The organism is Oryzifoliimicrobium ureilyticum, from assembly GCF_037199735.1.
GTDB lineage: Bacteria > Pseudomonadota > Alphaproteobacteria > Rhizobiales > Rhizobiaceae > Rhizobium > Rhizobium ureilyticus.
Genome location: NZ_JBBBVQ010000016.1, coordinates 88,274 through 109,300, shown reverse-complemented (window position 1 = coordinate 109,300; position 21,027 = coordinate 88,274). Strand labels below are relative to the sequence as shown.

20 protein-coding genes are annotated in these 21,027 nt (G+C 57.4%); 6 read left to right on the top strand and 14 right to left on the bottom strand.

The window, feature by feature from the left end:
• The first annotated feature begins 118 nt into the window (after positions 1 to 118).
• Positions 119 to 1,141, top strand: coding sequence for an LLM class flavin-dependent oxidoreductase (locus tag VQ830_RS20350; protein ID WP_337269976.1), 1,023 nt, complete (start codon positions 119 to 121; stop codon positions 1,139 to 1,141).
• Between the two features lie 54 nt (positions 1,142 to 1,195).
• Here VQ830_RS20350 and VQ830_RS20345 read toward each other — a convergent pair whose 3' ends face one another.
• From VQ830_RS20345 to VQ830_RS20305, 9 genes are all read right to left on the bottom strand, one after another.
• Positions 1,196 to 3,004 (bottom strand): ABC transporter ATP-binding protein, encoded by a 1,809-nt coding sequence (locus VQ830_RS20345; protein ID WP_337269975.1) that lies wholly within the window; start codon positions 3,002 to 3,004, stop codon positions 1,196 to 1,198.
• Positions 3,001 to 3,759 carry a DUF1028 domain-containing protein gene (locus tag VQ830_RS20340; protein ID WP_337269974.1) on the bottom strand — a complete coding sequence of 253 codons (759 nt, stop codon included), beginning with the start codon at positions 3,757 to 3,759 and terminating at the stop codon, positions 3,001 to 3,003. Before VQ830_RS20340 ends, VQ830_RS20345 begins: the two co-directional genes overlap by 4 nt.
• 3 nt (positions 3,760 to 3,762) lie before the next feature.
• Positions 3,763 to 5,547, bottom strand: a complete 1,785-nt coding sequence (locus VQ830_RS20335) for a gamma-glutamyltransferase family protein (protein WP_337269973.1) — start codon at positions 5,545 to 5,547, stop codon at positions 3,763 to 3,765.
• Between the two features lie 20 nt (positions 5,548 to 5,567).
• Complete coding sequence (locus VQ830_RS20330) at positions 5,568 to 6,440, bottom strand: ABC transporter permease (protein WP_337269972.1); 873 nt, start codon at positions 6,438 to 6,440, stop codon at positions 5,568 to 5,570.
• Positions 6,437 to 7,384: an ABC transporter permease gene (locus VQ830_RS20325; RefSeq protein WP_337269971.1), complete on the bottom strand. Its 948-nt coding sequence runs from the start codon at positions 7,382 to 7,384 to the stop codon at positions 6,437 to 6,439. Before VQ830_RS20325 ends, VQ830_RS20330 begins: the two co-directional genes overlap by 4 nt.
• Positions 7,385 to 7,447: 63 nt before the next feature.
• Entirely contained in the window at positions 7,448 to 8,956 is a 1,509-nt protein-coding gene (locus VQ830_RS20320) for an ABC transporter substrate-binding protein (RefSeq protein WP_337269970.1), read from the bottom strand.
• A gap of 95 nt (positions 8,957 to 9,051) precedes the next feature.
• Positions 9,052 to 9,789 (bottom strand): FadR/GntR family transcriptional regulator, encoded by a 738-nt coding sequence (locus VQ830_RS20315; RefSeq protein ID WP_337269969.1) that lies wholly within the window; start codon positions 9,787 to 9,789, stop codon positions 9,052 to 9,054.
• Positions 9,790 to 10,135: 346 nt separating this feature from the next.
• Entirely contained in the window at positions 10,136 to 11,464 is a 1,329-nt protein-coding gene (locus VQ830_RS20310) for a GH1 family beta-glucosidase (RefSeq protein WP_337269968.1), read from the bottom strand.
• Positions 11,465 to 11,560: 96 nt separating this feature from the next.
• Positions 11,561 to 13,081 (bottom strand): ABC transporter substrate-binding protein, encoded by a 1,521-nt coding sequence (locus VQ830_RS20305; protein WP_438618334.1) that lies wholly within the window; start codon positions 13,079 to 13,081, stop codon positions 11,561 to 11,563.
• Positions 13,082 to 13,284: 203 nt separating this feature from the next.
• Between VQ830_RS20305 and VQ830_RS20300 the strand changes: the two genes are divergently transcribed.
• Positions 13,285 to 13,473 (top strand): hypothetical protein, encoded by a 189-nt coding sequence (locus VQ830_RS20300; RefSeq protein WP_337269967.1) that lies wholly within the window; start codon positions 13,285 to 13,287, stop codon positions 13,471 to 13,473.
• 93 nt (positions 13,474 to 13,566) lie between these two features.
• On the opposite strand, the gene VQ830_RS20295 is transcribed toward VQ830_RS20300, so the two are convergent.
• From VQ830_RS20295 to VQ830_RS20280, 4 genes are all read right to left on the bottom strand, one after another.
• Positions 13,567 to 14,610, bottom strand: coding sequence for a Gfo/Idh/MocA family protein (locus VQ830_RS20295; RefSeq protein WP_337269966.1), 1,044 nt, complete (start codon positions 14,608 to 14,610; stop codon positions 13,567 to 13,569).
• Positions 14,607 to 15,065 carry a type II 3-dehydroquinate dehydratase gene (aroQ, locus tag VQ830_RS20290; protein ID WP_337269965.1) on the bottom strand — a complete coding sequence of 153 codons (459 nt, stop codon included), beginning with the start codon at positions 15,063 to 15,065 and terminating at the stop codon, positions 14,607 to 14,609. Before aroQ ends, VQ830_RS20295 begins: the two co-directional genes overlap by 4 nt.
• A gap of 207 nt (positions 15,066 to 15,272) precedes the next feature.
• A complete protein-coding gene (locus VQ830_RS20285; RefSeq protein WP_337269964.1) occupies positions 15,273 to 16,094 on the bottom strand; it encodes a sugar phosphate isomerase/epimerase family protein in 822 nt (273 codons plus the stop codon).
• The gene (locus tag VQ830_RS20280; RefSeq protein ID WP_337269963.1) at positions 16,094 to 16,828 is read right to left on the bottom strand and encodes a GntR family transcriptional regulator; all 735 of its coding nucleotides are present in this window, start codon (positions 16,826 to 16,828) and stop codon (positions 16,094 to 16,096) included. The genes VQ830_RS20285 and VQ830_RS20280 overlap by 1 nt, the downstream gene beginning before the upstream one ends.
• A gap of 253 nt (positions 16,829 to 17,081) precedes the next feature.
• On the opposite strand from VQ830_RS20280, the gene VQ830_RS20275 reads away from it, so the two are divergent.
• Genes VQ830_RS20275 through VQ830_RS20260 form a run of 4 tightly spaced genes read left to right on the top strand, consistent with a single transcriptional unit; the run spans position 17,082 to position 20,259 of the window.
• Positions 17,082 to 17,975, top strand: a complete 894-nt coding sequence (locus tag VQ830_RS20275) for a dioxygenase family protein (RefSeq protein WP_337269962.1) — start codon at positions 17,082 to 17,084, stop codon at positions 17,973 to 17,975.
• Positions 17,976 to 17,995: 20 nt separating this feature from the next.
• Positions 17,996 to 18,778: a fumarylacetoacetate hydrolase family protein gene (locus VQ830_RS20270; protein WP_337269961.1), complete on the top strand. Its 783-nt coding sequence runs from the start codon at positions 17,996 to 17,998 to the stop codon at positions 18,776 to 18,778.
• 7 nt (positions 18,779 to 18,785) lie between these two features.
• Positions 18,786 to 19,559, top strand: coding sequence for a 4-hydroxy-2-oxoheptanedioate aldolase (gene hpaI / locus VQ830_RS20265; protein WP_337269960.1), 774 nt, complete (start codon positions 18,786 to 18,788; stop codon positions 19,557 to 19,559).
• Between the two features lies 1 nt (position 19,560).
• A complete protein-coding gene (locus VQ830_RS20260) occupies positions 19,561 to 20,259 on the top strand; it encodes a transporter substrate-binding domain-containing protein (RefSeq protein WP_337269959.1) in 699 nt (232 codons plus the stop codon).
• A 110-nt stretch (positions 20,260 to 20,369) separates the two neighbouring features.
• Here VQ830_RS20260 and VQ830_RS20255 read toward each other — a convergent pair whose 3' ends face one another.
• Positions 20,370 to 21,017 carry an NAD(P)H-dependent oxidoreductase gene (locus tag VQ830_RS20255; RefSeq protein ID WP_337269958.1) on the bottom strand — a complete coding sequence of 216 codons (648 nt, stop codon included), beginning with the start codon at positions 21,015 to 21,017 and terminating at the stop codon, positions 20,370 to 20,372.
• Positions 21,018 to 21,027 lie beyond the last annotated feature (10 nt).

The window sequence follows — 21,027 nt, the reverse complement described above, 5'->3', positions numbered from 1 at the left end:
AAGGGTCACAATAAGTAAACGCACCGTTCTCGTCGACGGGCTTTTTGAGCGGGCCAGGATCACCCATGTTGAGTATCAACTTGAAAGAAACGGACGCGCAGCGTCAAGGTAGACTTACGTGAAAAAAATCGGTTTTCTGTCTTTTGGTCACTGGACCCCATCCCCTCAATCGCAGACGCGATCTGCCGGCGATACACTGCTGCAGTCGATCGATCTCGCCGTTGCAGCGGAGGAACTTGGTGCGGACGGTGCTTACTTCCGGGTACATCACTTCGCGCGGCAGCTCGCTGCGCCGTTTCCACTGCTGGCAGCCGTTGGCGCTCGGACGAAGAGCATTGAAATCGGCACTGGTGTCATCGACATGCGCTATGAAAACCCGCTTTATATGGCAGAAGACGCCGGAGCGGCTGACCTGATTTCGCAAGGGCGCCTGCAGCTCGGTATCAGCCGCGGTTCCCCCGAGCAAGTCATCGATGGCTGGCGCCACTTTGGGTACGCGCCCGCGGAGGGCATGAGTGATGCGGACATGGGCCGCCAGCATGCTGAAGTATTCCTGGAAGTCTTAAAGGGGGAAGGCTTCGCAAAGCCGAACCCTCGCCCAATGTTCCCTAACCCACCGGGTCTCCTGCGACTCGAGCCGCATTCGGAAGGGCTGCACGAGCGCATCTGGTGGGGCGCGGGTTCAAACGCCACTGCCGTCTGGGCCGCCAAGCTCGGTATGAACCTGCAGAGCTCTACGCTCAAGGATGACGAGACTGGCGAACCTTTCGATGTCCAGCAGGCCGCGCAAATCCGGGCCTATCGCGAAGCTTGGAAGGAAGCCGGTCACACACGCGCACCACGCGTTTCGGTCAGCCGCAGCATTTTCGCTCTGGTCGATGACCGCGACCGTGCCTATTTCGGTCGCGGTGGTCGGCAAGAGGATTCTGTCGGGTTCATCGACGAGAAGACGCGTGCGATCTTCGGGCGCTCCTATGCCGACGAGCCGGACAAGCTGATCCCGCAGCTGGCTGCCGACGAAGGCATCCAGGAAGCCGACACGTTGCTTTTGACCGTGCCAAACCAGCTTGGCGTGGATTACAACGCCCATGTCATCGAAGCTATTTTAAAACACGTCGCACCAGCGCTCGGATGGCGGTGACGAGGCGGCGGCTCGCCCAATCGCGGCCAGCCGCCCCGACTACCGGTCCTTCAGTCAGGCCACCTGAACAAAATGCCCTGACGAAACCTCGGAATATTGCCGCTGTGGGGGCTGGTAGTCATTCGCGCGCACGGGACTTTTCAACTCGTCGTTGGAAATGCCCCGACGAATGCCGCGCCGTACTGGATCGGGAACCGGCACCGCTGCCATCAGCTTCTTCGTGTACGGATGCTGCGGGTTTTCGAAGACAGCCACGCGTGGGCCAATTTCCACGATCTCACCGAGATACATGACCGCAACGCGATGACTGACGCGCTCGACCACAGCCATGTCGTGACTGATGAACAGGAAGGCAAGGTTCAGGCTTTCCTGCAAGTCGAGCAGCAGATTGCAGACCTGTGCCTTGATCGAGACGTCGAGTGCCGACACGCTTTCATCCGCCACGATTACCTTTGGATCGAGAGCCAGTGCGCGGGCGATTGCGATGCGCTGACGCTGACCGCCGGAAAATTCGTGCGGATAGCGGTTCATCATTGCGGTCGATAAGCCGACGCGATCGAGAAGGTCAGCGGCTTTCTCCTGTGCCTGACGCTTGGATCCCATCTTGTGTTTGATGAAGGGCTCGGCCACAGCGGCACCGATCGTCATGCGGGGATTAAGGCTGGAGAAGGGATCCTGGAAGATCATCTGGATACTTTTGCGCATTCGCCTCAGATCGCTCCCGCGCAAATCCAGCACATTGTAGCCGTCCAGCGTGATCTGCCCCGCCGTCGGTTCGATCAGTCGCATGATGGAACGGCCGGTTGTGGACTTACCGCACCCGGATTCACCGACCAGGGACAGTGTCTCGCCTTCGCGAAGGTCGAAGGAAACATTTTCGACCGCGTGGATCGCGCCGGTCTGACGGCTGAAGAGACCGGATCGGACCGCAAACCGCGTTATGAGGTTCTTCACTTCGAGGATCGGAGGCTTCTTTGCGACCGTGTCCTTCTCTTGCGAAGGTTCGCTGGAAATTCCCATCTTAACGTCCACGATCGGGAAGCGAAGCGGCAGCTTGCACCCTTGCATCGATCCCAGCTTCGGTACCGCCGCTAGAAGCGCGCGCGTGTAGGGATGTTGCCCGCGATGGAAGATATCATCCGTCTTGCCTGTCTCGACCGCCTCGCCGCGGAACATGACGATGGTGCGGTCAGAAATCTCGGCGACGACGCCCATGTCATGCGTGATGAAGAGGACGGACATTCCCTCTTCTTCCTGTAGCACCTTGATAAGATCCAGGATTTGCCCCTGGATCGTGACGTCAAGTGCGGTCGTTGGCTCGTCTGCGATCAGAAGCTTCGGTTTCGACGCCAAGGCCATGGCGATCATCACGCGCTGGCGCATACCACCGGAGAATTGATGTGGATACTCGTCAAAGCGCCCTTTCGCGTTCGGAATGCGCACCTTCTCGAGCAGCCGGATCGTCTCGTCGCGCGCCTGTGCTGTCGTCATGCCCTTATGGCGCGTCAGCACCTCGGAAATCTGGCGACCGATGGTGAAGATCGGATTGAGCGAAGTCATCGGCTCCTGAAAGATCATTGCCATCTCATTGCCGCGCACCGAGCGCATCTCGTTTTCGGAGAGCGCAACCAGATCGCGTCCGTTCAGAACAACCTGCCCCTCGATACGGCTGGAGTTGGTGGCCAGCAGGCGCATGATCGACAATGAAGTAACGCTCTTGCCCGAGCCGGATTCGCCGACGATCGCGACCGTTTCGCCGGCCCCGACATCAAAGGATATATTCCGCACGACCGATTTCCATTGGTCATCGACCCGAAAGGATGTGGTGAGATGTTTGACGGAGAGAACGGGAATATCGGTCATCGTGGCACCGCAGTTGTCGCGTAAGACGCGGAAGAACGTCCGGCGGCTGTTCTTTCCGCCTCCAGCTCGGCAATCTTTCGGTCGATTTCGCTTCTGTCGATCATACCATGCGGGTTATCCCGCGTCGGCATGGTTTCGGCAACGTGTAGGTAACGTTCCTGCGCCACCTGATAGAGCCGCCATAGTTCGCTCAGCGGATCGGCATGATCATCCGCATGAATGCGCAGCCAAGGATAATCTTCACCGCGGTAGATCACCAGCGCCGCCGACTGCTTGCCACGCTTATCGCCGCCGGACGCCTCACCAGCTTCCATTGCGCCGAGCAATCGTTCGGCAAAGGGTGCCTTGGCAAGATCGTGATAAGCCTTCAGTGTCTTCTCAATCACCTGTGGGCCGGCCAGCATGTTACCGGCAACCGACACATTGTCATCGACCAGATGCCCCGCCCAATCGATGCATTTTAGGCCGGTATAAGCCGCGTTGCGCCCGCTCCCATCGATCAGATGCATCTGCCTTTGTGGGCTGCCATGATCGCCTGAGGTCAGATGGGCAATGATCTTATCGGGTGCTTTTCCCTCGCCCAGCATGACGAGCCCGTCCGTTCCATAAAGAGGATTAACGAAGGCCTGAGTGGCAACGGCGCCCACGCGCCCGCGAATATGCGGAACGGCACAGCCAACTGCAAAAAACCGGCTGGCAACGGCGACGGCGAGATAGCCAGTCGAGGGGTCACGGGCCACGATAGACCAGGTCATGGCTCAGCGTCCCACGGCATAGGCCTGCATGAGACGCGGCGTGGCGGCGGCGCGCAGCAGACCATCGGCATCACGACGGGCGGCGGTCAGGCGACCGACGCTCCAGTTCTCTGCCACCGTGACGTTGTGGCCTCGGCGACGCAGCTCGGCGATGGTGCTCTCGCCGGCGCTGGCTTCCACCATGATATGACCGGGCTCGGATGTTCGTGGGTAGAAGGAGCCGGGGAAATGCGTTGTATGAAACAACGGCATGTCGATTGCTGCCTGCAGGTTCTTGCCGTGATGGGCATAACGCAGAAAGAAGGGCAACTGCCACTGGTCCTGCTGGTCACCGCCCGGCGTTCCGAAAGCAAGTGTCGGCCGACCATGATGAAGCGCCAGCGATGGGGTGAGCGTCGTGCGCGGGCGCTTGCCGGGCTCCAAGGAGGTGGGCAAGCCGGGCTTCAGCCAGAACATCTGCGCGCGCGAATTCAGCGGAAAGCCAAGACCCGGTATAACGGGTGAGGACTGCAACCAGCCACCGGATGGCGTGGTCGAGACCATGTTGCCCCAGCGGTCGATCACATCGATATGGACAGTATCACCCTTTTTCTCGGATAGATGCGCCATGGTTGGCTCATAGACCGCGCCCTTGCCCGAAAATTCGGCTAGCATGGCCAAAGTCAGCTCGCGCTGGTGTTCGTAACCTGGCAAGATGCCGGGGCGAAGCTCGAAGGAAGCCTCGCCGGTTACGAGCTTGCGACGCTCATCGTTATAAGCATCGGTGAGAAGCTGGCCGGTCGGGATCTGACCGAACTCCGGATCGCCGTAGTAAACTTCGCGATCGGCGAAGGCGAGCTTCATGGCTTCCACGACATGGTGGACGAAATCAGGCCCGGCCGGGTCCATCGATGCAAGATCGAAGCCCTTCAGGAGTGCCAACGACTGGAGCAGGACCGGTCCCTGCCCCCAACCCGGTGTCTTGGCGACCGTCCAGTCGTGGTAGTCGTAGGTCTGGGGTGCTTCGATCGTCGCCTGCCAATTCGCCATGTCATCGGCCGTCAAGACTGCTTTGTGCTTTGCTCCGCTTGCATCCATTACTTCTGCCGTATCGAGATAGCGCTGGATCGTTTCGGCCACGAAGCCGCGATAGAAGGCATCGCGCGCCGCCTGAATTTGCTGCTCATGGCCAGACGTGGCTTCCGCTTCGGAAACGATCCGCTTCCATGTTTCGGCCAGAACGGGATTGCGGAAATTGGAATGGGCCTCCGGCACCGAGCCGCCTGGGACCCAGGTCTCAAACGAGGTTGGCCATTCGCTCTCAAAGAAGTCCTTTAAGCCGTTGATGGTTGCGCAAACGCGCGGCAGGACAGGATGGCCGCGCTCCGCATAGTAAATCGCAGGCTCGAGAACTTCGCGCACGGACATGGTGCCGTATTCCCTGAGCATCAACATCCAGCCATCGAAGGCGCCCGGAATGACGGTCGCGAGAAGGCCATCGCCTGGAATGAGCTTCAGGCCTTCCGACGTATAGTGTTCGATAGAGGCGCCGGCCGGTGCCGGCCCCTGCGCACAGATGACTTCCACCTTGTCTTTCTTGGTGGAGTAGATGATGGCCGGCATGTCACCGCCTGGACCGCACAGGTGTGGCTCGACGATCTGCAGCACGAAGCCGGCGGCCACGGCCGCGTCGAAGGCATTGCCGCCCTTTTCGAGGATACTCATGCCGACCGCAGAGGCAATCCAGTGCGTGGACGTGACGACACCGAAAGTGCCGAGAATTTCAGGACGTGTGGTGAAATCAGTCATAGTTCTTGCCTTTGAAAAAATCAGTGCTCACGGGGGTCCAGCGCATCGCGCAGGCCATCACCCAACAAATTGAAGCCAATAACGACGAGGAAGATCGCGGCGCCCGGCCACATCGCCATCCATGGCGCTTGGCTCAAGAAATTCTTTGCGACATTCAGCATAGAACCCCAGCTCGCTGCCGGTGGCTGCTGACCAAGACCAAGGAAAGAAAGGCTGGCTTCGGCGATGATCGCTGTCGCAACGGTCAGCGTCGCCTGCACGATGATCGGTGCCATGACATTCGGCAGAATGTATCGGGTCATGATATCGATATGCCCAAGGCCAACAGATCTTGCGCCCTCCACAAAGTCCTCCTGCTTCACCGCGAGTACCTGCCCGCGCGTCAACCGCACGAAGATCGGCATGGCTGTCAGGCCAATCGAAATCATCGCATTGGTGAGGCTTGGACCGAGGAAGGCGGCGAGCGCGATCGCCATAATCAGGAAGGGCATGGCGAGCAGCGCTTCGGTGATGCGGGAAATCACCAGATCCACCCAGCCGCCGAAATAACCGGCCAGAACTCCAAAGGGCACGCCGATGACGACAGCAAGCGTCACGGAGAAGATACCGGCCATCAGCGAGGCGCGCGCACCCCAGATCATGCGAGACAGGATATCACGGCCGAGATCGTCTGTGCCAAGCCAATGCGCAGCGGATGGCGCCTTTCGAATGGCGGACCAGCTGGTTGCGATCGGATCTGGGATTGGCAGAATAGGTGCACAGAGGGCAAGGAGCACGAAAAAGCCGATGATGACAAGGCCTGCAGTCGCGCTGCGGCTGGCTTTGAGTTTGCGCCAAGCTCTACTCCCCTGGCGCTTTTCAGGAACGACTATGCTTTGATCAATCGCGGTCATAGGCTTGCCCTCAGACGCGGATTGAGCAGCACATAAAGAATATCGGCAATCAGGTTCATCAGGATGAAGCCAACAGCTGTGCACATGACAACCCCCTGCACCACCGCATAATCGCGGTTAAAAACGGCATCGACGATCAGCTTGCCGAAGCCGGGAATGGTGAAGATCTGTTCGGTCAGCACGGCTCCCGCCAGCAGCTCACCAAACAAAAGGGCACTCAGCGTGACGACCGGCAGAAGCGCATTGCGGAAGCTGTGGGATAGAATGATTTGTTTCGGGGTCAGCCCTTTGGCCCGGGCAGTCCTAATGTAATCAGCGGAGAGCACACCGAGCATCGATGAGCGCGTGTGACGCATCAGTGTGGCAGCCAGCGCATTGCCGAGCACGAAAGCGGGCATCACCATGGTTTGCAGCGAGCGCACGGGATCAACGAAGATCGATTCGAAGCCAGAGGCTGGAAGCCAGCCAAGATTCACCGAGACCAGCAGGATCAGCATGATGCCCAGCCAGAAGTTCGGAACCGACAGGCCGGACAGCGCCACGATGCTGGCAATATAATCGATCAGGCTGTTTTTATAGACGGCGGCGATAATGCCAGCTGGAATGCCGATCGCAAAAGCGAAGATCATTGCCATCACTGCAAGCTGGATGGTCACCGGTAGTTTTTCAGCAATCAATTCCGTCACAGGCTGGTTGGTCCTCAAGGAAACGCCGAGGTCACCGGACAAAACACCGCCCACCCAGCGCACATATTGCACCGGGATAGGATCGTTCAGGTGATATTTTTCCCGAAGCAATTCGAGCACGGCTGGATCGCGCTCCTCTCCCGCCATGGCCAGAATGGGATCGCCCGGCAGAAGCTTCTGGAGCGAAAAGACAAAGATGGAGATGATCAACAGGGTCGGGATCGCGACCAGCAGACGTTTTCCGATATAGACAGGCATTCCGCCATCCTCACGCAGACAGGGAGAACCGCGGGCATCTTGGTGCCCGCGGCGAGGCGAGCATCAGCTCTTCTTGACGCCTTGCAGGCGGATCATGCCGTCCGGGTTGGCAACGAAGCCGGTGACGCTCTTTTTCATTGCCCAGATCCAGGACTGGTGGCCGATGAAAATCATCGGCAGATCCTCGTTCAGGATAACTGCCGCAGCATCGTATTTCTGCTTGCGTACGGCATCGTCCGTCGAAGCACGCGCCTCGTCCAGCAGCTTGTCGACTTCCGGATTGCAATATTTCGTGTCGTTGAGGCCGCCTTTGCAGGTCAGAAACTGGTGAATGTTGCCATCCGGATCGACGCGGCCGGACCAATCGGAACGGCTCATCTGATAATTGCCACGGGTTTGCTCATCGAGCAGCGTTGCAAACTCGGTGGACTTGAGCGTCACGTCGAAACCGGCTTCGGCCACCATCGACTGGATGATCTGCATGGTCTGCGCAACGACAGGGTTGTTGGGGATCTGCAGCTCGACCGGAACACGGTCGAAACCGGCAGCCTTGATCAGCGCTTTTGCCTTTTCGACGTCGCGGGTCGGCACTGGGATCGACTTGTCGTACCAGGGGCTGCTTGGCGGGAACGGTTGATTGCCGCCGACGGCCGTGCCTTCAAAGACAATCTGCATCAGCGCATCACGGTCGATGGCCAGCGAAAAAGCCTGGCGCAGGCGCTTGTCCTTGCCGACGGGATTGTCGGCCCGCGCCCCATTGGCAATATTCACGTAGATGGACATGTTGCCAATATTGACGACATCGGCATAGCTGAGCTTCGGGTCGGATTTGACCGCGGGCGCATCGGTGGGCGCCAGACGCTCGATCAGATCCAGATCGCCGGACTGCAGGTTCGCCAACCGAACCGTGGAATCTGGAATCGGCAGATAGGTGACTTTGTCGATGAAGATTTGATCCTTGTTCCAATAATCCTGGAACTTCTCAAGCACGATGCGGTCCTGCTGTACGCGCTCAACGAACTTGAACGGTCCGGCACAAACCGGCTTCGAGCCAAAGTTGGCGCCCAATTCCTTGGCAGCCTTGGGCGAAACAATCATGCCCGCCCGATCGGACAGCTGGGCGAGCAGTGTCACGTCGGGCTTCTTCAGCGTGAACTTGACCTCCAGAGGGCTCGTCGCTTCCACCTTATCGACGGACGCGAGCTCGCTCTTGCGGCGCGATTCCGGCAGCGTCAGATTGCGTTGGATGGTCGCGACTACGGCCTCGGCATCCATCGTTGTCCCGTCGTGGAACTTGACGTTCGGCCGCAGCTTCATGGTGAGCACTTTGCCGCCTTCGGACCAGGCCCATTCGGTTGCCAGCTGCGGAACGATCTTCAAATCCGGCGAGACATCGACCAGTTTATCGCACATGGCAGTGTAAACGATGCGCCCGACGAAGGTACGCGACTGGGCAGGATCGAGGACGTCGGCATCGTCCTGCAGGCCGATCCGCAGATCGACCGCGCCAGCCTGAAATGCTGCGAACAAGCCAAGTGCCAGAGCCGTCGTCCAGCTCAAAATACGGTTCATGATCGTTCTCCTCTGATTGGACAGGTCAATTTTTTCCATCTGCCGGCTTGTTCACGCCAGCTTTTGCATCACTCGGCCCTGAGGCCGAAAATTTGTCAGCCAGTCTCCGGCAGATCCTCTGCATCACTCATATTGTGGTCCATTGAGGTTGCCCGCACCAACCGCTCCTGAAGCATCAAAAGATGCTGGCGCATGGCCTCGCCCGCTTTGGCCGGATCGCGCCTGGCAATGGCGTCGATGATCCCCTCATGCTGAGCATAGGCGATGCCCACCGTGCCGCCACTGCGCGCGCGCTCGCGGATGTTTTGCCACGCTTCGTCCTGGCGGACGTGGTTGATCATGTCGAAGATGGCGAGGAACAATTGGTTGCGAGCGCTCTGCGCAATCTGGCGGTGCAAAGCGCCATCCCAAAGTTCCCGTGCGTCGGCGTCATCGCTTTCCTTGATCTTGCTGGCGAGGTCGCGCATGCGAGCAAGTTCGGCGGGCTTTGCGCGCATGGCCGCAAGCTGGGCGAGCTGCGGCTCGATGCGCAGCCTGACCTCCATGATCTCCATGAAATCAGTACCGGCAACAATTGCGTCCATACTACCGGACCATTCGCCCGGTCGCGGACCGAGAAAGGTGCCGGCACCTTGCCTTCGCCAGATTTCCCCTTCGGCTTCAAGCACTTCGAGCGCACGGCGGATGGCTCTGCGACCAACGCCCAGCTGTTCGGACAGGGCACGCTCCGTCGGCAGCTTTCCATCAGAAGAAACTGCTCCTGAACGCAGCAGCTCGCGCAGCTTTTCCAGCGCGTAATTCGCATTATCGAGGGGGACGATTGTCTGCACCATTTGTTGAACCAATTGATGATTGGTTCAGTCTTTAATGATCCAAATGGAATGTCAATGAAAAAATGTGCACAGGATTGTTGTGCACAAAAATTCGCCAGTTGTTGAAAATTTTACTTTGGCTCACGTCATGTCTCGACGCCGCAGCCAAAGGACCAAGCGGACCACGGCGTTTGGCAACCCAAGGGGTGTTCGATCGATGTCGCTGCGGTTACGAAGCAGCGCTGTACCAACGCTTGTCGCGGACAGATGCGTGGCTTTAAGATAGTCAGCAGATAATTTGATCGTCTTAAATGACGTCGGTCTATCTATTTCCGACGATCAGCTGACATCTTCGGCCTTGTCGCGGTCACAGCGCATTTTTGCGGATAACATCGCTTAGCCAGTGGTACGAGGCCTTCGGGATACGCTGAAGCGTGGGGTAATCGACGTAAACCAGGCCAAAACGCTTGGAATAGCCCCTGCCCCATTCGAAATTGTCCATGAGCGACCAGGCAAAGTAGCCGCGCACATCATGGCCCTCTTCAATGGCATCGAGAAGGGCGCTGAGATAGCCCTGGAAGTAGGCAATGCGCTCTTTATCGATAACCTTGCGGTCGGGTCCAAGTGCATCCGGATATGAAGCGCCGTTCTCTGTGATGTAGATCACAGGCTTGTTGTAGCGTTCGCTCGTGTCGCGGATCTGCTCCAGGAAAGCGGCGGGATCGACCACCCAGTTTACATCGGTGAGCGGACCCATTCCGGTTGGCGGAGCGGTTTCTGCGATGCCGAAGGTAGTGTTCGGGTTTGGGCCGACAAAGACCGGATTGTAGTGGTTCAGGCCGAAAAAATCCATTTTTTGGTTGATATCGGCCATGTCGTCGCCGAGGATCAGCGGCTCCATTTCCCTAGCGATGGGCTCCGGATATGTGCCGAGCCAAAGCGGATCGACGGTGACACGGCGCCAAAGGCAATCACCGAGCAAGCGCGCCTTTTCATGTGCCTCGTCGTCGTAATGTCGACGCACGGGACCGAGCGAGACGATATTGCCGACCTCGGCACTGGCGGCTTCGGCGCGGACGGCCTTGACCGAATAGCCATGGGCGAGATTGAGGTTGTGAATAGCCCTCAGACTGTCCTCATAGGACTGCCTACCCGGAGCGTGGCGGCCGACGTTGTAGGCCACCCACGGGATGACATTTGGCTCGTTGATCGGCGCGAAACGCTTGACGCGATCGCCAAAATGGCGAGCGATGGTTGCAGCATAGTCGGCAAATACTTTGGGCGTCTCGCGAGAGCGCCAGCCACCTTTGTCCTCGATCGCGACAGGCATGTCCCAATGGTGTAGGCAGATCCAAGGCTCAATACCTTCGTGCAGCAGAAGGTCGATGACGCGGTCATAAAAATCTAGCCCGCGCTGGTTCACTTGGCCGGATCCTTCCGGGAAGATCCGCGGCCATGCCGTAGACAGGCGATAGGCGCCGACGCCTAAACCGCTCATCAGGCCGATATCTTCCGGGTAGCGATGATAGTGATCGCAGGCGATGTCGGCGGTATCGCCATTGGTGGTGCGGCCCGGCGTATGGGCGTAAACGTCCCAGACACTTTGGCCACGACCATCCTTGTTGATGGCGCCTTCAGTCTGGAAGGCGGAGGCGGCGACGCCCCAGAGGAAATTTTTGGGAAAGGACCTGGTCATGGCGGGCGCTCATTATGGATTGATTGCGGCATGGCCTGTCCCGAAGCTTGAAGCGAGCACGAGGCAGGCGGATTTCTCACCCGTAAGACTAGGAGATCAGTTGCTGGTGCTGACGTTCCAGAAATACGGCCAAGGCGAGGGGGTAAAATCCTTGAGTGTCTTCTTCTTTGACCCAAGGGCGTTGAAATCCCCCACTTTGAAGACCGGAGCCTCTTCATAGAAGGCCTTCTGAATATTGGCCCAGAGCGCCTTGCGCTTCTCCGGATCCGGCTCGGCGATAAAGGGTTCCACTGTCTGGGCCTTGAGTGGTGTCGCCCACCAGCCAGGGTAACTATCCGACATCCAGCCGTTCAAGACGGGCTCAGGCGGAAAAGGACCATGGGTGATAAAAATATCCCAGAGCTTCGGATCAGCGCGGCGGCTGGTCAGGGTTGCCCAGTCGAACACCTGCAAATCGACCTTGAAGCCGGCGGCTTTGAGATATTCGGCGGCAACCTGCGCCATCTTGTAGTGGAATTCGTACTGGCGACTGGTCAGGATGCGGATTGGCGTTTGTCCGTCATAGCCGGCCTTTTTCATCAGGGCCGCGGCGGCTTCCGGATCGCCGCTGCCGTAACGTTCGATGCCTTCATCGGTGTGCCAGATGTATCCCTCCGGGTAGAGCGCACCGTCGACGGTAAAAAATTCCGGATTGCCGAAAGCCGCAAGCAGCATATCCTCCGGATTGAGTGCAACCTGGATCGCTTGGCGCAACGTCTTGTTGGCCAGGACGCCCTCCTTGGTGTTCATAACCAGGACCGGGGCACCGAAGGGCTTTAGCACGACGGGTTCAGACGCCGCCGAGCCCTTGAGGCGGTCCAAAGCCTCTGGCGCCAACGAGTCGGCATAATCGAACTGGCCGGAAATTGCGCCTTCGAGACGGGTATTGGCATCAGGGACCGGCACGAAGCGGATCTCGTCGAGGATTGCCTTGCGAGCGCCTCCAAATCCGTTTGGGCTTTCCGGGCGCGGCTGATAGCCGTCGAAACGAACGAGTTGGATATACTGATCGGCCTTGCGCTCCTTCAGCATATAGGGGCCCGTGCCGATGATTTTTTGCAAGGGATCGCTGAGATCGGCCTTCGGAATGATGACGGCGGCAGAATTGTTAAATGCAAGCAGCGACAGGAGCGGCGCGTAGGGCTTGTTGAGCACGATCCGCACGCCATTGTCACCCTGGGCATTGATCGAGGCAATATAAGGAGCCACTTGCTTGCCGCGCGAGGCAAGCTTCGTCCACCGCTCGAGCGAGGCAACGACGTCGGCTGAGGTCATAGTCGAGCCGTCATGAAACTTGATGCCTTTGCGCAGGTCAATGTCGTAGGTCTTGCCGTCGGCCGATACCGTCGGCATCGTTTCAGCGAGCAGCGGCACGACGTTCCACTTTGCGTCAAAGGTAAAAAGCGTCTCGAAAATATGCTGCGTCGTCATACCCACGACGTCGGCGGTCGATGCCATTGGGTCAAGCGTCGGCGGCTCCCCGATTATGGCGACATTGATAATGCCGGCCGCCATGGACTGCGCTGGAACGAACGAAAAGAGCAGGAAAGGTGCCGCAAGAAAGGCGTTTCGGAGCATGACGTTCCCCTTGCTTTGTAAGCCACTATTATGGAATATACCTTCTTATTATGGACATAGTGATACTTTCTCGGACGCTTTGTCAAATGCATGCGTCTGGTTAGCGAAGCATGCATGTGGGTAACCTCGCGTGAATACCGCCAGGTAAACCCCAGTTTGGATTGACATCTGTATCCCTGGATGCGGATGCCTGAAGCCGCCAGATGGAAACGATCATCGCGCTTGCACGGAAAATAGATCGTCTGAGCGAGAAAAACTCAGGCTTTCCAAGAAGCTCCAAATCCCAAAAACAAAAGCCGATTACCTTACCCCGTACAAGCGGGATTGGCGCCGAGACCGCCTTCGACGGCCAGCTGACGGTGAAAGTCGCCGGACGCTCCGGCCATACATAAGCCCGTCCGAGTAACAATATCGAGCACTCGACGTCGCAGCACCGGACTAAGGCTCAACTCAGATTTCAGCCCTGGCTGGCTCCATGCGGCTCTTCAATTCTGGGAGAGGTTGACGCGTCTGCCCGTGGCGGCGGACTGCTTAACGGCCTCAATAACCCTTAAAGTCTCCAAACCTTCACGACCGCTGACGAGTGGAGTGTCTTCGCCGCGAATGACGCGGCAAAACTGGCGGATCTGCATGACCAGCGGATCTTCGTTTTGAAATACCGCCGTGTCGCGTTTGAAGGGTTCTGTCCAGCTTCGCTTCTGCGCATTTCTCCAGACCTCAAGCGAGGGCACAGCCAATGATCCCTGTGTTCCGCCAAGCATGTAGCACGTCTCTTCGGTTCTCGGAAAAGCGGTGTTCTCTCCCGTGGTCATTTCCCAACTCCATGGAGCGACAACGGAATCCGACACGGAAGCCGTGCCAAGAACCCCGCTCTTGAACTCTAGGAGAATGACAGCGGTCTCCTCAACGGCGTGACCTCGTACCGCTCTGGACTCGCAAGCCTGCACCGCGCTTATATCGCCGCAAAGAAAGCGCAGATTGTCGATGTCATGGATAAGATTGAGAAAGACGGGCCCCGCACCTTTCTCGCGCCGCCAAGGCACGTCAAAATACTCATCCGGCTTGAATAGCCAGAACATGGCGTTGACGACCAGGAGGCGACCTAGCGTGCCGCTGTCGATAATCTCCTTTGCCTTTTGTATCATCGGGTTGTGTCGCCGATGATGGCCCGTGAGGAGTGGCACGCCTTTAACGTCTGCCAAGTTGACGAGCGTCTCGCCAGCCGCGATATCGTCGGCGATCGGCTTTTCAATCAGCGCCGGAACACCGGCCTCTACGGCTTCCAACCCGTTTTGGACATGCACCTGGTTAGGCGTTGCGATAATGACACCGTCCGGGCGCTCCGACCTCATCATATCGGCGAAACTCGCAAACCATCTAACGCCAGCCTCAATTGCAATCGCTTCGCCAACCGGCGTTGGGTCTACGACGGCTGCAAGCTCGGCCGACGGCTCTGCCAAGACATGCTGGATATGACGTTTGCCGATGAGCCCGGCTCCAAGAACTGCCAGTCTGACCCGCTGTGTCATCCCTGCTTATCCTTTTTCTCAATCTTGAGCATCGTCGCCACCCTGCGGATACCGAGCTGATACCCTTCGGTGCCAAGTCCCGCGATAACGCCATCGGCGCGGTGCGATACGAACGAGTGGTGCCGAAAACTCTCACGCTTGTGGACGTTGGAGATATGGATCTCGATGACGGGCCCCTCAAAGGTATTCAATGCATCCAGAATGGCCAGCGACGTGTGCGTAAACGCTGCCGGATTGATGACAATGCCTGCGCCATCCTCGCGCGCCTCATGGATCCAGTCGATGATTTCATACTCGCGGTTGCTCTGATGAAAGCGAATCTCGTGACCAAGCTCCAGTGCCAACATGCGGCAGCCCGCCTCGACATCAGCCAATGTCTCGTGCCCGTAGATGTGTGGCTGGCGCTTGCCCAGAAGATTGAGGTTCGGTCCATTGAGAACGTAAATGATGCTCATTTGCATTTGTCCTTTTGAGATCTTCCAGGATCAGGCAAAGGCCGTCTCTTGGAACGCGAAGTTTGGGTCAGAGTCATAAAGATCCGCGAAAACCGATCCGAACGGTTTCAAAGCCGTTGCTGCGACTTGACGTGCCGCATCAAACACGGTCATTCCTCCACCTGCGAGCGTTTGACCGTCTTTACGCTCTCTCGTCCCGTCGCCGGTTCAATGGTCCTGCGTCAAAATTCGTGATGCACCTTGGAACAAGCGTTTCAGATGCTCCCCCACATCCGTCGAGCCTGCGAGAGGGACTTCGACCGAGACCAATGCTCTCTCGCCTACCACTGTCATCAGTTCTCCCAAAGGTAACTGGCCTTCTCCGGGAGCAAGTCGTTGACTGCGGGCCTCGGCGATCATGGCTTCAGCCGTGGCCGGAGCAGGTCCCGCGACATCGCACAACTGGACGTGGCTGACTTTCTCCGGCTCGGCGCTTAATGACTTCAGTGTTCCACCGTTCCTGAAAAAGTGCACTGCATCGACCAGCGCGCCTGCATTGGGCGCGCTGATCATGTTTATGAGCTTCACGCAGTCATCAAACGTTTTGACCGTCCGCCACCCCATATTCTCGATGTCGACTGCCAAGCCGTATTGGCTTGCAAGACGACAGAATTCGGCGAAGTTCGACTGCAATCTATCTTGTTCCGGATCATCTCCGCACACGCTGAGACGCTTTGCGCCCAGGTTGGCAGCCGCAGCCAGTATGGGTTCCAGCAAGGAGGCATCGAAAGAAGGGTCGATGACAAAAAACTCGATATCGAAGACCTCGAGGGCTTCACCGTTGAGTAGGGCTTTCAATTCTTTCGCCGCAGAACTACCAACCGGCAGCGCGTAGTAAGGGGCGCCGGGAAATGCAGGATGTAGTCTCAGTCCTATTCTCGAAAAGCCGGCGGCCGCTGCGGCGCGGGCAAAATCGGATGGCGGGAGAGAAATAGCAGAAAAATGAGCGACCCCGATTGGCCGGCCTGCCTTTGATGGAGACCCGACCATCACACGATCCCCTTCGTCGCGAGATGATTTCGAAGATTTGTCCCCGTGCGATGTATATGCTGCCTCAGTTTTTCACTGGCGTATTCTACGTCTCGTGCCACCGTGCCTTGCGCGATTTCGCTGTGCTCTTGCCCAACATTCCTGTCTCCGGACGTCCTGACAAGGAAGACCCGGCGATACCGATCGTTGAGGTTCAGCAAAAGGCCGCAGAAATGCAAGAGGAGCGGCTTGCCGCAACCGGAAATGAGCGTCAGATGGAATTCCCGATGCAGAGCCTCCCATTGCTCGAGTGTCTCAGGTCGTGAGGCATCTCGATCCGTCCGGTTGAGGCGATGCAGCGAGCGCATGATGTTGCTCTCCCACTCCACGTCGCCGATGCGCATAGATTCCCGCAACGCGAAGACTTCCAGCTCCTCGCGGAGCATCGTGATTTCCTCCAAATTTGCGAGTGAGATCGGAGCTACGCGGTAACCTCGGTTATCCTGAAACTCGACGAGGCCATCGGATATAAGCCGCGCAAGCCCCTCCCTTAGTGGGCTCAGGCTGACATTGAATGTCCGGCGCGCCTTGTCGAGGTTGATCTTGCTGCCGGCTTCAAGCTCGCCAGAAATAATCGCCTCACGAAGCCGCCACGCCAATTGGCTCCCGATGGTGTTCTTACCGTCATCAGAAAAGGCCGCAGATGGCGTCTCCTCGTTTGCCGTTTGCGGCGAGCCAGTGGCCTTCGAGCTCATTCCTCCTCCTTGGAAGTTGCCATCTATTTTTCGATGATGGATAAAATAAACGATTATTTTTGTCAATGTTAGCGGGCATGAGAGCCCACTTCACAGGCCGTACGTCTTTTCATTCGCCTTAGGAGTTCATATTTTCAACACATTAGGCTGTCGATCGCTGGTAGTTTCGGATATTGGACCATGAAGCGGCACGATCACCGCTTGACACATAATCGATTATTGTTGAAAGTCGTTGCTGCTGGGAGGCAGGTTTATGGTAATCAGAACTGAAAGCGAGCTGACGCCTGCCGTTCTTTCTGTCATGAACCAAGCGACTGATCCGCGGCTGCGCGAGATCCTTGTCGCGCTGGTGAAGCATCTTCATTCCTTTGTGCGCGAAGTAAAATTATCCGAAGTCGAGTTCCGCGACGCTACTGCGATCCTGAATGAGATCGGACAACTGCAAACGGACAGCCATAACGAGTTCGTTTTGATAGCCGGATCTCTTGGCGTTTCTTCGCTCGTTTGCCTCCTGAACAACGGCGACGGCGGCCAGACCGAGACAACGCAGTCCCTGTTAGGGCCCTTCTGGCGCCTCAATTCCCCCCGGGTCGAAAACGGCGGCACGATCATTCGTTCAGAGACCCCAGGCACACCACTTTTTGTTCATGCGAGGGTTATTGACCGCGCAGGAAGGCCCATCACTGGTGCCGAGGTCGATGTCTGGCATGCCTCTCCCGTCGGACTTTATGAAAATCAAGATCCCGATCAGGCTGAAATGAACCTTCGCGGAAAGTTCACGACGAACGCTGACGGTCGCTTCTGGTTCCGCACAGTGAAGATGGTCGGATACCCAATCCCAACCGATGGCGTCGTTGGTCGATTGCTGAAGGCGCAGGGGCGTCACCCGTATCGACCAGCACATCTTCACGCCCTGATCTTCAAGCAGGGTTATAAGACTCTGATTTCCCAAGTCTTCGATCCGAGCGATCCAAACATCGATTCCGATGTCCAGTTTGGCGTGACCGCTGCGTTAACAGGCAAGTTTGTCCGCCACGATGAACAGCATCCCTCCGCGCCTGATGTCGATGGGCCCTGGTTCTCACTCGACTATACCTACGTCATGGAGCCCGGCGAAGCCGTGCTACCGCGCCCGCCAATCAAATAACCAATTTACAGAGCAAGCTCATGATCACAGAACAGCAACGCCAAGAGGCGGCTAATGCCCTTTTAAAGGCGGAGACCGATCGCAAGCCAATCGTTCAACCAAGCAAGGCCTATGCTGGCTTGGAGCTTGAAGATGCCTACAAGATTCAAGCGCTATGGGCCGACGCACGGGTGGCTAAGGGAGCGCGCATTGTTGGGCACAAAATCGGACTGACGTCACGTGCTATGCAGATGGCATCCAAGATGACCGAGCCTGATTATGGCGTCATCCTTGATGACGCGCTCTATAACGACGGTGCTCAGATCAAGGTGGACCTCTTTATCAAGCCCCGCCTTGAAGTGGAGCTCGCCTTCGTAATGGGTGAAGACCTCGTTGGGCCTGGCACACGGATCTACGACGTCATGAGGGCAACCGAATTCGTGGTCCCCGCTCTTGAGATCATAGACTATCGTACCGAAGTTCCGAGAGCGATCACTGACACGATCGCCGATAACGCAGCCTTCGGCGCGATCGTCGTAGGTGGACGCGTTATTCGCCCCATGGACATAGACATTCGCTGGGTCGGCGCAACGCTTTCCAAGAACGGTATTATCGAAGAGTCTGGTGTTTCTGCTGCGATCATGGGCCATCCAGCGGCAGGGATCGCCTGGCTGGTCAATAAACTCCATGCCGTGGGAGGTGGCCTGAAAAAGGGCCAGATCGTGCTTGCCGGCTCTTTTACGCGGCCGGTGGATATTGTCCAGGGCGACGTGATCCAGGTCGATTACGGTCCCGTCGGTTCAATCGGCGTGTCATTTGTGTGAGGAACCAATGAAACTCCCAGTCAACCGCTTCAAGCAAAAGCTTAAGACCGGTCAAAGCCAAATCGGATTGTGGTGCGGCCTTCCAAGCAGCTATACCGCCGAAATCGTTGCGCCGTCTGGTTTCGATTGGCTGCTTTTCGACACTGAGCACTCTCCGAGTGACGTGCTGAGCGTACTGCCACAGTTGCAGGCCGTCGCTCCCTACGACGTCGCCCCTGTTGTTCGCCCGGCCTTCAACGATCCGGTATTGATCAAGCGCTTCCTCGATATCGGCGTGCAGACGCTTCTCATACCCTACATACAAAGTGAGCAGGAGGCGAAGGCAGCCGTGGCTGCGACGCGCTATCCACCCGCTGGAATGCGAGGCGTATCAGCCCTCACTCGCGCCACGCGTTTCGGCCGTGTTCCGAACTACGCGCAGACTGCCGAGCGGGAGATTTGCGTGCTGTTGCAGATCGAAACAGGAGAGGCGCTCGATCAACTCGAGGCCATTGCAGGCGTTCACGGCGTGGATGGAATTTTCATTGGCCCTGCGGACCTGGCCGCCAGTCTCGGTTATCCCGGCCAACCCGGACATCCCAATGTCGTTTCAGCCATCGAACATGCCATCGAACGATTGAAAGCTGTTGGGACGCCATCCGGAATTTTGACACCCGATGAGACTTTTGCGGCTCGCTGCATAGAAAAGGGAACGCTTTTTACGGCGGTTGGTGTCGATGTTGCCCTACTTGCCAGAGGATCGGAGGCACTTGCGGTGAGGTTTCGCACTCAGGAGAGATAGCATGACGATTGTGGACGCGGTCCGATTCGAAATAGCGGCGACAGGAACAATCAGGGCAGCCGTCAACATGTCAAACGCCGCGTTGATCCGGTGGGACGAAAACACTGGCGCCTTGGTGGGACCGAGCGTCGAGATCGCGAAGAGGATCGGGCAGGAACTTGATCGGGAACTCTCCTTCATACGTTACGAGTCTGCTGCGAATATCCTTTCCGCTGCCGATGCCGGTGAATGGGATATCGGCTTCATCGCGTCTGACGCATCAAGAACCGATCGCTTCAGTTTTTCGCCTCCCTACGCGTCCGTCGATGCCACTTACCTTGTTCCACAGGCACTGGCCATTCAGAGAGCAGATGAAGTCGACACCGAGGGGATCCGCATCGCTTCTGCAAGGAGCGCTGCTTATACGAGGCAGCTGGAACGAAATCTTAAAAAGGCGAGCGTGTTGCATGTCGATAGTCCATCGGCCGCCCTTGACGTCCTTGCCCGCCAAGAATGCGATGCGGCAGCTGGACTTGGTCAGTTCTTACACAACGCAGCAGACCGGATGAAAGGCTTTAAAGTCCTTGATGGCGCCTTCTCAAGGATTCCCCAATCGGTTGCGGTGAAAAAACACGCGATCAGCGCCTCAGCCTTCCTCGCGGACCTGATAGGCCGCCTTCATGAAGCAGCGCCCGGAGAGGAAGAAGCGGCGCTGAACTAAGAAAAGATAGGGAAAACAATAACACCTGTTTTACAAACATCTACCACTTCGGAGGATGAGCCTTTCAGCATTTGAAATGCACACTGTGGGCATGTCGATCGTGCCTTAGATCATTCAGCCGATGGACGATAGGCCTGTCTTATAGGCGGCGAGCAAACAGCTCCGTCCGGGACTGCTGAGTTGAGAGTTGCCCCAATCTCGCGAGCGCGTTCAAGCCCTGACTTCGATGATGTGGCGTCCAACGGCAGCAAGAGCTCCGATCCGACGATACGGGCACCGACATAGTCAAAGATGCCCTGGTCAATCTGAGTTCGGATCGCCTCGGCGTATCCACGTTTATCGTAGGTTCGCTTCGTTGCACCGCCAATGGCAATCGTTTGGACGGCCAAGCGACCGAGAAGACCGATCGTCTCTTCACCATCAGTGGTCTTATAGGCCCATCCATTGGTGAACACACGGTCGATCCATCCTTTGAGCATGGCTGGCATGGACCACCAGTGGACTGGGAAGATCAGGAGGAGAAGATCGGCGCGATCAATTCGTGACTGCTCGGCAAGGACATCAGATGGCGGAGCGTTCAAGTCGCGGAACGCCCGGTAGTCGGCGCCTTGATAGCGAGGGTCGAATTTCTCGGCCGTCAGGTCGGCGATTTCGAACGTGTTTTGCGGGTCTTCCTTCAAGCCGGCGATCACCTGCTCGGCAACTGCACGGGTATAGGAACTCGCCTCAGGATGCGCGATCACGATGAGTGAATGCATAATGACGTTT

Bases quoted from the DNA above. Each gene is read 5' to 3' on its own strand.
- VQ830_RS20345 (WP_337269975.1), bottom strand. From the start codon at position 3,004: ATGACCGATATTCCCGTTCTCTCCGTCAAACATCTCACCACATCCTTT.
- VQ830_RS20340 (WP_337269974.1), bottom strand. From the start codon at position 3,759: ATGACCTGGTCTATCGTGGCCCGTGACCCCTCGACTGGCTATCTCGCC.
- VQ830_RS20335 (WP_337269973.1), bottom strand. From the start codon at position 5,547: ATGACTGATTTCACCACACGTCCTGAAATTCTCGGCACTTTCGGTGTC.
- VQ830_RS20330 (WP_337269972.1), bottom strand. From the start codon at position 6,440: ATGACCGCGATTGATCAAAGCATAGTCGTTCCTGAAAAGCGCCAGGGG.
- VQ830_RS20325 (WP_337269971.1), bottom strand. From the start codon at position 7,384: ATGCCTGTCTATATCGGAAAACGTCTGCTGGTCGCGATCCCGACCCTG.
- VQ830_RS20320 (WP_337269970.1), bottom strand. From the start codon at position 8,956: ATGAACCGTATTTTGAGCTGGACGACGGCTCTGGCACTTGGCTTGTTC.
- VQ830_RS20315 (WP_337269969.1), bottom strand. From the start codon at position 9,789: ATGGTGCAGACAATCGTCCCCCTCGATAATGCGAATTACGCGCTGGAA.
- VQ830_RS20310 (WP_337269968.1), bottom strand. From the start codon at position 11,464: ATGACCAGGTCCTTTCCCAAAAATTTCCTCTGGGGCGTCGCCGCCTCC.
- VQ830_RS20305 (WP_438618334.1), bottom strand. From the start codon at position 13,081: ATGCTCCGAAACGCCTTTCTTGCGGCACCTTTCCTGCTCTTTTCGTTC.
- VQ830_RS20300 (WP_337269967.1), top strand. From the start codon at position 13,285: ATGGAAACGATCATCGCGCTTGCACGGAAAATAGATCGTCTGAGCGAG.
- VQ830_RS20295 (WP_337269966.1), bottom strand. From the start codon at position 14,610: ATGACACAGCGGGTCAGACTGGCAGTTCTTGGAGCCGGGCTCATCGGC.
- aroQ (WP_337269965.1), bottom strand. From the start codon at position 15,065: ATGAGCATCATTTACGTTCTCAATGGACCGAACCTCAATCTTCTGGGC.
- VQ830_RS20285 (WP_337269964.1), bottom strand. From the start codon at position 16,094: ATGGTCGGGTCTCCATCAAAGGCAGGCCGGCCAATCGGGGTCGCTCAT.
- VQ830_RS20280 (WP_337269963.1), bottom strand. From the start codon at position 16,828: ATGAGCTCGAAGGCCACTGGCTCGCCGCAAACGGCAAACGAGGAGACG.
- VQ830_RS20275 (WP_337269962.1), top strand. From the start codon at position 17,082: ATGGTAATCAGAACTGAAAGCGAGCTGACGCCTGCCGTTCTTTCTGTC.
- VQ830_RS20270 (WP_337269961.1), top strand. From the start codon at position 17,996: ATGATCACAGAACAGCAACGCCAAGAGGCGGCTAATGCCCTTTTAAAG.
- hpaI (WP_337269960.1), top strand. From the start codon at position 18,786: ATGAAACTCCCAGTCAACCGCTTCAAGCAAAAGCTTAAGACCGGTCAA.
- VQ830_RS20260 (WP_337269959.1), top strand. From the start codon at position 19,561: ATGACGATTGTGGACGCGGTCCGATTCGAAATAGCGGCGACAGGAACA.
- VQ830_RS20255 (WP_337269958.1), bottom strand. From the start codon at position 21,017: ATGCATTCACTCATCGTGATCGCGCATCCTGAGGCGAGTTCCTATACC.